General features: G+C 46.5%; 9 protein-coding genes. 5 read left to right on the top strand and 4 right to left on the bottom strand.

The genetic code is table 11. The features are described 5' to 3' along the window. Positions 1 to 9 precede the first annotated feature (9 nt). The 4 genes from R7035_RS02705 (at position 10) to R7035_RS02720 (ending at position 3625) form a co-directional block, all read left to right on the top strand. Entirely contained in the window at positions 10 to 756 is a 747-nt protein-coding gene (locus tag R7035_RS02705) for an ATP-dependent zinc protease (RefSeq protein WP_005378391.1), read from the top strand. An 11-nt stretch (positions 757 to 767) separates the two neighbouring features. After that, the gene (locus R7035_RS02710) at positions 768 to 2273 is read left to right on the top strand and encodes an inactive transglutaminase family protein (RefSeq protein WP_005378389.1); all 1506 of its coding nucleotides are present in this window, start codon (positions 768 to 770) and stop codon (positions 2271 to 2273) included. Positions 2274 to 2276: 3 nt separating this feature from the next. Further along, positions 2277 to 3245, top strand: a complete 969-nt coding sequence (locus tag R7035_RS02715; protein WP_005378387.1) for an alpha-L-glutamate ligase-like protein — start codon at positions 2277 to 2279, stop codon at positions 3243 to 3245. A gap of 227 nt (positions 3246 to 3472) precedes the next feature. After that, positions 3473 to 3625 (top strand): hypothetical protein, encoded by a 153-nt coding sequence (locus tag R7035_RS02720; protein WP_005378381.1) that lies wholly within the window; start codon positions 3473 to 3475, stop codon positions 3623 to 3625. A 143-nt stretch (positions 3626 to 3768) separates the two neighbouring features. Here the strand turns inward: R7035_RS02720 and mukB are convergent, their stop codons facing one another. Genes mukB through cmoM form a run of 4 tightly spaced genes read right to left on the bottom strand, consistent with a single transcriptional unit; the run spans position 3769 to position 11072 of the window. After that, positions 3769 to 8232 (bottom strand): chromosome partition protein MukB, encoded by a 4464-nt coding sequence (gene mukB / locus R7035_RS02725; RefSeq protein WP_262651854.1) that lies wholly within the window; start codon positions 8230 to 8232, stop codon positions 3769 to 3771. A gap of 2 nt (positions 8233 to 8234) precedes the next feature. Continuing rightward, entirely contained in the window at positions 8235 to 8960 is a 726-nt protein-coding gene (gene mukE / locus R7035_RS02730; RefSeq protein WP_262651829.1) for a chromosome partition protein MukE, read from the bottom strand. Beyond that, a complete protein-coding gene (gene mukF / locus R7035_RS02735) occupies positions 8941 to 10278 on the bottom strand; it encodes a chromosome partition protein MukF (protein WP_017634722.1) in 1338 nt (445 codons plus the stop codon). Before mukF ends, mukE begins: the two co-directional genes overlap by 20 nt. A gap of 2 nt (positions 10279 to 10280) precedes the next feature. After that, the gene (cmoM, locus tag R7035_RS02740; protein ID WP_025998624.1) at positions 10281 to 11072 is read right to left on the bottom strand and encodes a tRNA uridine 5-oxyacetic acid(34) methyltransferase CmoM; all 792 of its coding nucleotides are present in this window, start codon (positions 11070 to 11072) and stop codon (positions 10281 to 10283) included. Between the two features lie 114 nt (positions 11073 to 11186). Between cmoM and elyC the strand changes: the two genes are divergently transcribed. After that, the gene (gene elyC, locus R7035_RS02745) at positions 11187 to 11972 is read left to right on the top strand and encodes an envelope biogenesis factor ElyC (protein WP_005387893.1); all 786 of its coding nucleotides are present in this window, start codon (positions 11187 to 11189) and stop codon (positions 11970 to 11972) included. The last annotated feature ends 93 nt before the right edge of the window (positions 11973 to 12065 follow it).

The following is a 12065-nucleotide window of genomic DNA, read 5'->3' on the forward strand; positions in this document are numbered from 1 at the left end:
AGGTTTTCAATGTTATTACGATTGACCCCGATTGTTGCCATCGCCTTACTATCTGGATGCTCACTAACCAAAGGCGAACAGTACCACCAAGAAACGTTAGCGGCGATTCAAAATTCAGAAGCGAATGTCAATAATCGCATTACCAACCTAGAGCTGCAGCTCAGCAACCAATCGGACTATATCGACAGCCTTGAAGAACAAGTCGATAAACTACAGGTTGAACTTCTTACATTTCGCGATGAAGCAATGGCAGAAGTAAAAAAACCGAAAGAGCCGATTATTGTCCAATCTCCCGCTCCTGTGGAACCAACCCCAACTCACGATATTGTCCTTGGCTCTATCGAAAAGGTCACTGTAGAGTCGATTAAGCAAACTTTTGATGCACGTATCGACACTGGTGCCGCGACGTCGTCTTTAAATGCCGTTGATATTGAAGAGTTCGAAAGAAATGGCAAAAAATGGGTCCGATTCCACTTAGCAGACACCAGTAAATCCGAAGAAGAGAAAAGTACTTGGATCGAAGCTCCTGTCATTCGCTACGTCAAAATCCGCCAGGTTACCAGTGAAGAGTTAGAACGCCGCGCTGTGGTAGAACTTTGGGTGCGCGTTGGAAAAATTCATGAAAAAGCGCAATTTACGTTGGCAGATCGCTCACATATGAACCATCCTATTTTACTGGGTAGAGAATTTATGCGCGACATAGCACTTGTCGATGTAAGTCGTACCTATATCCAAACGGACGAAGATAAAAAATAATAAGGTAGATTATGACGTCAAAAATACCGTTTTACCTTTCTATCATCTTATTGGTGATTGCGGGCATTGCTCTGAGTGTTTTCAGACATGAAAACTACGGCGTGCCTTGGACGCCAGGCGAAACTCGCCAGGTATGGGATGTAGAAGCTCGTATTGAGTTCAATGCTAACGGCAACGAAGTAAAAGCGTCACTTGCAGCACCTCATACACAAAGTGGTTACACACTTATCGGTGAATCTGCTTCCTCATCAGGTTATGGCGTTTCCTACATCAATGACGATTCAGGCCGTCGTGCAGAATGGTCAATTCGCCAAGCTCAAGGGCCACAAACCATATACTACAAAGCCCAGTTCTTAGTAGACCCTCAGGCTAAAGTCACTCCTTTACCGCCAACGGAAGACATTACGCCACCAACGCTATCAGCACCACAAGCAGCAGCGGCAAATGCCCTTATCGAACGTGCGATGAGTCGCTCAGCCGATAATGTGACGTTTACTCGTGAGCTTATCAAAGCGCTTAATGACCCAGATAGCCAAAACTCGTCGCTACTACTGAACGATTTCAGCCGTACTGATGCACTGCATAACATTTTGCTTACCGCAGGTATACAGAGCAAAACCGTCGGTGTTATCGAACTAGAAGATGGTCGTCGACGCCAAACAATTCAACCAATGGTTCAGGTTTGGTCAGGTAAAGATTGGGTACTGTTTTCGCCAAAATCCGAACAAAAAGCAGTGAAACCCAACTTGTTAGTGTGGGATGAATCAAACGTATCCTTACTTGACCTTGTTGGTGGTAAAAATAGCCAAGTGCATTTCTCGATGATTAAGCAAGAAATGACACCACAACAAGCTACAAACAACAAAATAGAAGCAGATGGATTACTGAATATTTCAATTCATAGCCTACCTTTGGAAGAGCAAGCGATGTTCAAAACCATCATGCTCATCCCTATTGGTGCTCTGATCGTTGTGTTCTTGCGTGTGATTATCGGCCTGAAAACATCCGGTACCTTCATGCCTGTGTTGATTGCCGTTGCTTTTGTTCAAACTCAACTATTAACGGGTATTGTCGGTTTCTTGCTAATTGTAGGTACAGGCCTGATTATTCGAAGCTATTTGTCTAGGTTGAACTTATTGCTGGTAGCAAGGATATCTGCGGTCATTATTACCGTTATTATGATCATCTCGGTGTTCACCGTTGTTGCGTTTAAAATGGGCTTAACAGAAGGCCTAACAATTACCTTCTTCCCTATGATCATCTTGTCTTGGACGATTGAACGTATGTCAATCCTATGGGAAGAAGAAGGTGCGAAGGAAGTTGCTCTGCAAGGTGGTGGTTCATTGCTGACAGCGGTATTAGTTTACCTTGCAATGACGAACTCATACATTCAACACTTAACCTTTAACTTCATTGGTCTACAGTTGATTGTTCTGGCCGGTATTCTATTACTAGGTACTTACACAGGTTACCGCCTCACTGAGCTACGACGCTTCAAACCACTAGCGGAGGACTAAACGATGTTCGAAAGTTTTACTTCGCCGTCTAAGCTTCGCCATAAAGGCATTATGGGGATGAACAAGCGTAACCACAGCTATATTGGCCGTTACAATGATCGTTCTAAATACCCACTTGTCGATGACAAGCTAAAGACCAAAATTATTGCACAGGCAGCAGGAGCAACCGTTCCTGCCCTGATCGGTGTCATTCACAACCAAGCTGAAGTTAAGACTATCCACAAAATGGTTGAGAACTGGCCTGGTTTTGTAATCAAACCTGCACAAGGTAGTGGCGGTAAAGGCATTCTGGTTGTTACGTCTCACAAAAACGGGGTATATACCAAACCCTCCGGCTCTACAATTGGTAGGGATGAGGTCGAGCGTCACATTAGTAATGCGCTTGCTGGCCTTTTCTCTCTTGGTGGTAAAAATGACGTTGCTGTGGTTGAAAACTTAATCAAGTTTGATGACTGTTTTGATGGCTTCAGTTATGAAGGCGTACCAGATGTTCGGATCATCGTATTTAAAGGTTATCCAGTTATGGCGATGATGCGCTGTTCTACAGCGGCTTCCGACGGCAAAGCAAACCTTCACCAAGGTGCCGTAGGAGTAGGCATTGACATCGCGACAGGTAAAGCCGTCAGAGCGGTGCAGTTCGATCATCCAGTTACTCATCACCCTGATACAGGTAAAGACCTTTCGACCCTTCAAGTACCGCATTGGGAGCGCTTGCTGGAGCTTGCGTCAAGTGCCTGGGAAATGACAGGTTTGGGATACATGGGTACGGATATGGTGCTGGATAAAGATGAAGGACCTATGGTTTTAGAGCTTAACGCTCGCCCTGGTCTGGCAATCCAAATCGCTAATGGTGCAGGCTTGCTTCCTCGTTTGAAACACATAGAGAGCCTTGGCACACCTGCTGAGTATCCAAAACCGATTGAACGCGTCGCTTACGCGGCAGAGCAGTTCGGTGTGAAGCCGTTGTTCTAACCCTCCGACATAATGTTCGTTATTACTCGCCAGTAATTGTCATGATTACTGGCGTTTTTGTTCCCGCATCCAAAAACCTTGCAGTTGCTCTCCTTATTAAACACATCCTTCTCATATATAAGTTGAATCAATGATCGAGCTAACAAAATCAACATAGATCGTTTCTTTTCTACTTTGCCTTTTGAGTATGATGAGAGCTCCCCTTACTCAACTTGAGAGGTTGGGAAATGCTAATAAAAGAAACAAATAATGATGAACCAGAGCTTGAAGAACAAGAGAGCTTAGACCAACACCTACAACGCTTGTCTGAGCTTTCTGTCCAAGCACTTGAAGAGCTTGCTGAAATGATCGAAGTCAGGGACGATATTCCAGAGGAATAAACGTCGCTTCCTCATTAAGTTCCGTTAATAAGCCGAGACTGCCGTCCTACAGTCTCGGCTTATCTTATGTATTTCGAAGCCTGCCTCGTAAACAGATACAAAAACGCCCGCGTTCATTGCGGGCGTTTTGTTAGATTCGAAGTTTACGATTCAAACTCTTCAATCATCTCTTGTGCTTCGGTCTTAGGCTTATCCGTTTGACCAAAACCGCGCAGACCCACTACGTGTACGTGTTCGTGGTCTTTAAACACCTTACGCACCAGTTTGTAGGTCGTACCTTTCTCTGGGCTGATGTTTTCTGGTGCCGCGATAAGAAGCTGCATATCCAGACGGTCACACAATTCGAACAATGTCGCGATCGATTTCGCATCCAGACGCGCTGCTTCATCTAAGAACAGCAGACGACAAGGCACAATGTCTTTACTGCGCAGGCGGCGTGATTCTTCTTCCCAGCTTTGAACAACCATCAGTAGGATTGACTGACCAGTACCGATCGCCTCACCTGTTGATAGCGCGCCAGACTCAGCCTGTAGCCAACCATCTGTACCACGGTTCACTTCTACACTTAGCTCTAGGTAGTTACGGTAATCCAGTAGCTCTTCACCCAAAACCTGAGGAGAACGTTGACCCATATCGATATGTGGGTTCACACGTTGGAACAGCTTCGCCATTGCTTCGGAGAAAGTAAAGCGAGTCGATTCAAACAGGTCTTTGTGCTGCTCTTGTTGTGTCGCTAGACCGTTCAGTAGCACTTCGTGACTTTCGCGGATCTTCACGTTTAGACGTACGCCCTTCACCTGACCAAACGAAATGTTCGACAAGCCTTGATTCAGCATACGAATACGGTTTTGCTCACGCTGAATCGTCTTCTTGATGATGCTCGCTACCGACTCAGAGCTGATCGCTAGACGGTTTTCACGTTGCGTTAGCTCTTCCGTTAGACGCGCCAGCTCGACTTCCATCTCTTCGATTGCTTCAACTGGGTCATCAGTACGGATGATATCCTGACGAATACGCTCACGAAGGTGTTGGTATACAGCAATATAGAACAGAACTTTACGCTCTGGGCGAGCGTTGTCTTCTGATAGACGCAGCGCATCACGCAGGTCGTCATTGTTCGCAACCGCTAGACGCAGCGCACCCAGTGATTTATCCGACATCGAACGCAGTTCATCCGCTGACATGTAAGCCAGTTCACGCTTGTGTAGACGACGTTCAACATCGTTCTCGCGCGCCAGACGAAGTACAGAGCACCAGCCAGCTTTCGCTGCAACCACAAAGGTACGTAGCTCAACGTATTCTTTCTGAACTTTCTTCAGACGTTTCGCCAAGCCTTTCATCTCTAGTTCAGTAGAGGTGATTGTGCGCTCGTATTCGCTCTTACGGCTACGAGACGTGTGTAGACGCTCATGCAATTCATCACGACGACGCATTGCACGTTCTTCAGCACCTTCGTCCGCGTTCACGCCAAACTCTTGAAGCTCTTGTTTGAACTCTTGAACCGTTTCCAGTTTCGCTTGGTGTGAACTCTTCAATGAAGCTAATACTTGGTTGTATTGGTTCATTTGACCTTGCGATTGCTTCAACTCTTCACGAGAGCGAGTACGCATTTTTTCAGCTTGAACCAGTTTAGCTTTTAGCTGCTCACTCAGTTCGCTACTCTTGTTCAGTAGGTCTACTGAATCAGAGTAAGCGAAGTAGTGACGACGTTCAACGAGATCCGAGAGTGCAAAGATTTGCTTCTTAAGATCTTGTAGCCGCACGTCTGCCGCTTTGTATTCTGCTTCTAGTGCATCGAATTGCTCTGGGTCAGCATCAAGTGCAGACACAATATTCTCTAATTGCGCGACGGCTTTTGCATGGTTGCTTAAGAAGTTTTTTGCCTCTGCAAGCTGAGCGATTTTCTCTTCTAGCTCATCAAAACGCGCTTGCAATGACTCATCTTCAACAAGCACCATGTGTGACGCTAGCTTGTCCAGAGAAGACAACGCTTGCTTGCTGGTTTGAAGCTGAGAACGTTGTTGTTGCTCTTTCGCATCTAGATCCGCCAGCACGCGAGCAATTTGGTTACGCTTATCACGAATAGTTGCCAGTGCTTGTTCTGGATCGGCGTCAAAAGCAACCTGAATGTGGTTAGACACAAATAGGTTAAACGCTTGGTACAAGCGCTGCATTTTCTGAGAATCAAACGCCGCTTTTGCGTGCTTCTCTACCACTTCTTCTCGTTCGTTACGCAGCAACTCTAGACGCTGCTCACGTGCCGCACGGCCAAACAATGGGATCTCAGGCAAGCGAGAGTAACGCATTTGGCGATCGTTCATACGAACGCAAACCGCGCCCTCTAACTCTTCTGCATCGAACGAGCTGTCATCAAAGGCATCGATGTCACCTTCAATGATGTACAAGTCTTCTGGACAGTCGTCTAGCTCTACCAGTTTCTCTTCGATGCCTGACAAGTCAGAAACAACGATAGCGTGACGAGCCGGACCGTACATCGCACTGAAGTAAGGCGCGTCATCAATCGTGATGTCATCGTAGATCTCAGACAGCAATACACCGCCCAGCGTATCTGCCAAACCTTTCAGGCGAGGGTCATTTGAACCACCAGGAGAAGCAAGACGCTCAATCTCAGCGTCTAGCTGGCTACGGCGCTCAGCAAGCTTATCTTTAGCTAAAGACAGCTCCCTTTCTTGTTCAAGGACAACTTGCATGTGGTTCATTACCGCATGGCGATCCTCAAGCTCTTCACCGCTCTGCTCTCTCAGTTTCTCTAGCGCATCGTTCGCCGCAATCCAAGCTGGTGCTATTGCTTCAAGCTTACTGATTTCTGCCGCCGCGTTTTGCTCTAGACGGCGCTGTTCACCACGCTGATCACGAACTTCTTCTTGAGCTATCTCTAGTGATTCGATTTGCGTCGCATGACGTTCACGTTCTTGTTCAAACGTAACCTCATCGGTTAGTTCAACGTGATATTGCTTTTTGTATTCAGCAACCAGTTCACGTGCTTGACGCTGCTGGTTAAGGCTGCGTTCGAGATCACGGTGTTGTGCTCGCCATTGCTGTTCGTTTTGTGCGATTTGTTGTGACTCACGCGCTTTCGCGATTGCAGTTTTCGCATGTTCAGACGCGTCTTTGCGCTCAACTTGACCAACGATGCTTTGTACCAGTTTAAGCGCGGTTTCAAACTGCTCTGCCGCTGCAGAAGACATGTCCAGCTTGTGCTTAACCGATAGCAACGCATTGGTGTTTTCTGATTCTTTGCTCTTAAGCTCAGAGACAAGCGCTTGAGCCGATTCCGCCGTTAGGCTGTCATCGCCAAGTAGCTGCTTCGCTTTCTCCAGAGCTTGAACCGCTTGTTGATATTGAAGGGCACGAGTTTGCTGAACGTCAAGAGCTTGCTGGTAATCAGCAAGTTGCGTCTTAAGGCTATCCACCTCTTCTTCTGCAACGGTAGCTTGCTCTTCAGCCATCATCACGCGTTCTTGCGCTTCTTCGACTACCATCATTTGTTCTTCAAGACGCTCGCTCAGCTCTTCAAGATCTTCTTGGTAGCGTTCGATCTTCTCTTGCTGACGCAGCGCGTTTTGCACCAGTTGCAAGTGATCAGAAGCCGCTTGGTAGTCTTGCTCTAAAGAAGATTCTGACTCGATCAGCAGTTCCAGCTCTTCTTGAACGCGGTTAAGCAGATTGTTTTGCTCAATCAAGGTCTCGCGAGAACCAAATAACTCTGAACGCAAAGACAATGTCTGTTCTAGTTTTTTACGGCGCTCGTTGGCATGGCGCATATAGTCCGCGGCCACGTAGTTGGTCGACTCTGTAATCAAGTGTTTGAACAAGTCACGATCTGCTTGCGTGGTTTTGATCGCTTCTAGCGTCATGCGGTTTTCACGCAGTGCCGATTCCATATCTTGGAACGCTTTTTTCACGCCGCCGTTTTGTGGCAAAAGGTAGTCACGTAGCGAGCGCGTAATCGCACTTGAGATACCACCGTAAAGCGATGCTTCGATCAGGCGGTAGAATTTAGAACGGTCACCAGAGTTACGCAGTTTCTTCGGAATCACACCGAATTCAAACATTTGTGCGTGGTAATCCACGATAGAAGAGAACGCTTTGAACTGAACGCCTTCAAATTCCGCGATCGATTCTTTTACTTCGTTGATTTGACGTACACGAGCTTGAGTCGCAGATACGCTTTCAACCAAGATATCTGTTGGTTTCACATGGCTTGGAAGACCTTGGATAACAAACGGTTTGATGTCTACTTTCTTATCACGACCTGCAACTTGCTGCAGTTTTACTGCGAACAATAGGCGTTGGTTACGTGAGTTAACCACGTCAAGCGCCGCATAACACGCGCCCGGCTGTAGCTTACCGTACAGACCTTTGTCGCGAGACGATTGGCTGCTGCCTGCTTCTGTCGTGTTACGGAAGTGCAGCAGCGTTTGGTCAGGAATCAATGCGGTGATGAACGCCGCCATTGTGGTTGATTTACCTGCACCGTTACCACCTGATAGCGTGGTGACCAGACCATCGATGTCAAACGTACGGGCAAAGAAGCCGTTCCAGTTGACCATGGTCAGCGATTGGTATTTACCGCGTTCAATCATGCTCATGCTTCACCCTCTTCTATTGTTTCTTCTTGGGCTTGGTCGTCTTGATCTTCTTCAGACAATAAGCTGCCTTGGCTTGGCTCTTTGGTGTGCACTACCGCTTCACCATCACGGATCAGACGCAGCTGCGCTTCACGCATGTCATCGCCAATACGTACATCGGCACCAAAGCGGAATACCGCTTCACTGATGCTGAACTTACCGGTTTCACCGATGTTGATGATCATGCCTAGGCGACGCAGACGACGAAGTGACGTACGTACTTTTTCAAACAGCTTTTCTTTATCAAGGTCAGAACCGGTAGCACGGTTCGTCACTAGCTTCATCAGCTTATTTTCATCTGCTAGAGCAAGCAGTTCGTCGTACAGCTCTTGGTTAGTGAAGATGCCTTCGTGCGCAAGACGCTCTGGGCTTAGGTAAAGGAAACACAGTACCTTACCCACCAGCATATCCAGTTCAGAAAGAACACTACGGCCAATCAGAGACGTTGAACGAGGACGAAGATAGAAGAAACCTTCTGGCGCTTTCACCAATTCGGTGTTGTAGCGTTGGTAGAAAGAAGAAAGCTCAAGTTCGAAATCCGACAGCAACGCGTGGTTGTCTAGATCTTCACTTGAGATATGACGCCCTGCTCGAAGCATGCTGTCTAGCGCTGGGAACAGAGGGTTAGAAATTGCTTTTGCCAGATTCTCTGACATGTATTCATTAGTATCGGTCGATGACATTCGCTTGTACCTTTGCCCCAAATTCGTTGATTGCTTTCCAGTCTGGTTGAATCGCTTGGTAATCCGATTCTGAATACCCTAGACGTACAGCTTGATCGACGATAATGCGAGCTAAATCAAAATGATGAGTGTAAGGGTGCTGTGCAAGGTAATCTCGCAGTACCACACTCAAGTCGATTGGCGTGCCTTGATCTTTATGCGCTTTTAGCATGTCACCAATTCGTTCAGACAGCTCATCATTGACTTGTTGAAACTCTTCGTATTCTACTTCCATCGGAACTTGACCCGTGACCTCGTCATCACGCAGTACTAGGGCCTCATCACGAAGGTCAGAAAGCCTCTCCGCATCTGCATAAGTCAGATACCAAGGCGCATCGAAGTAATCTTTGACGGATTGACGCAGACGCGAGCTAAACGCACGGTTCTTATCCATATCGATTGCAGTACGGATAAACTTGTGCACGTGTCGGTCGTAACCAATCCAAAGGTCGATAGCTTGCTGGCCCCAGCTTGTGATTCGGTCCAGCTTCATTTGCAGACCAAACAAGGCTTCTTCGATAAACTCCAGCTCAGGGTCACCGTAAACAATTTCTTGAATATCGAGGATCTGAGTTTGCAGTTCATCACTGGCGGCTTGCAGCGTATCTTGAAGTTCACGCAACGTGCTTGATGTTTCTGACAGAAGTGCTTCACAGTTGTTGATCGCTTCACGCCAGTCTTTGTTAAGCAGGTCAGCAATCTGTTGTTTCACTGACTGTTGCTGCTCATCCATAACACGTTGGTTGAGGTCAATTTGATCGAAAATTTCGCCTACAGAATATTTTAAAACACCGTATACGTTTTTCTTCCAGTGACCCGGTGTGCCACCTTTTTGTGCTGCCTCAATCGCTTTCGCCATTTCATCCGCTACCATGGATAGCTGGATAGATAGACGCAGTTTTGAGAACTCACGATGACGCACGTAGTAGTCGGTTATTCCTATCGCTAATGGCGACAAGCGGTAAATGCTCGCTCCGTCAGTAATCTCACTGACAAAACGGCTCATAAGACGCTGCTTAACCATCTCGTTGATCGCATTGTTCGCACGAAAAGCGGAGGCTTCGCCGGTCTCATCAAATAGTCGAGTGACGATGGCAAATGCATCATGCAGTTCACCTTCACCCAGTTCTTCATCGAACCTTTCATTACTCAGTACGGCAATGGCTATCAAAAATGCCAATCGCTCTGTGGTCAGGTTCAACGAGAAATCGTGCTGCTTAACCCAGCCAACCAGCTCATCGATTGGTTGCTCTGCAGCATTGAGAGTCATCTCACTCATTGTTATTCCTGTTTATCGTTCTTTTTAGCCCACACATGAATGTAGCGGCCTAATGAGAGGTATGGCTCTTGTCGACAAAGTTGTTTTTCTAGCGCCAACACATCTTCAAACTCGTAATCACCCATGTATTCCATATTGCCTATGTAATCACTAAATGAGCGAATACCAGATTTGCCACAAATATTAAAACCTGAATTTTCTATCCACTGGTAGACTTCTTCAGGTTTTAAGCCTTTTTGCGGCTGTAGTTTAAATCTTTTTCGGTGAGGCATGCCGTCTAATATATGAGGAATGTTGCCACAAACCACGTTTTTATAGACTAAACCGTGGTGGTTGTAGAACATGACTGATGCGATGCCTCCCGGTTTTACTTGTTCTAGAACTGTTTCAAGTGCGGCCTTAGGATCAACCAGCCACTCCATCACAGCGTGGAACATAACCAGATCGACCTGTACATCCATATGTTCACCGATGGATTGGACAGGCGAATGAATCAGGCGATACTGCTCAAGCAAACCGTTTTTTTCAATATCCTGCTTAGCCAACTGCAGCATTTCCGAAGATAGATCACATAAAGCGATTCGATGTCCGAGCTTAGCAAGCTTTTGCGACATTTGTGCCAAACCACCACCAGCGTCTAACACTTCTAGGGGTTGCTGGTCAGCATCTAATTCACTTAGAATCTGTAGAAAATCTTCCCACACAATGATTTGGCGGATCTCCCCTTTATCGGAGCCGTAAATATTTTTTGCAAATTTGTGGGCGATATCGTCGAAATTGCGGTCTTCTGTCACTTCTGCTGAGTTATCATAACGGATTGTGCCGCTATTCTGGCACAAGGAAAGCAGGAATAAAGAGGGATACCCTCATTTTTATTATCAATTGATGTTTTTTCGGACTATTTATGTATGTTTGAGCTGAAAAAAGTAGTGTCAGCCATGCTTATGCCCCTTCCGGCATTGCTGCTGATAGGCTTGTTGGGTCTTGCTCTCATTAGTTTTACTACAAAACGTAAAACTGGCTGCTTCGTTGTTCTATTCTCTTTTGTTGGCATTTTTCTTGTTGCCTTCCAACCTGTTTCAACCAAGCTTCTTATGCCGTTAGAGCGAGAGCATAAAGCCTTTTTGCCAGTTTCTGGCACCATCGACTACGTGATGGTTTTAGGGAATGGTCATGTTATCGATGACGAAATTCCACCCACCTCGCAGTTAAGCCGTGCAGCATTAATGCGCTTAACTGAGGGCATTCGTATTTTAAGAATGTATCCAGGCGCGAAATTAATCTTATCCGGCTATGCTGGCGGATCTGAAATTAGCCACGCGCGAATGATGGCGAACGTTGCCCTTGCGTTGGGAGTCGCGAAATCCGATATCATTTTATTAGAAGATGCGAAAGATACGTGGGAAGAGGCGCGTCAAGCGGCTGCATTCGTTCAACAAAAGGAGATTGTGTTAGTCACTTCTGCGAGTCACATGAGCCGTGCATTGTATGAGTTCAACGCAGCAGGCATTAAACCAATCCCAGCCCCGACCAACTTCTTAGCTATTAGCGAAATCAGTCAACCTTGGGATAAATACTCACCTAAAGCGCGTTACTTAGAACAAACAGAGCTTTATTGGCATGAGTACTTGGGCAGTATTTGGCAAAGGTTGCGTGATACTGTCGGCCAAACACCAATGGTTGAAGCAAACTAGTATTATCTTGAATGATCCGTCCTGATATGGGTTGACACTTTTTAACTAAAACGCTCGATGTACTTCATCGGGCGTTTTGTATTTTAAAGCCGT

It is taken from the genome of Vibrio sp. 1731 (genome assembly GCF_033339955.1).
Taxonomy (GTDB): domain Bacteria; phylum Pseudomonadota; class Gammaproteobacteria; order Enterobacterales; family Vibrionaceae; genus Vibrio; species Vibrio alginolyticus.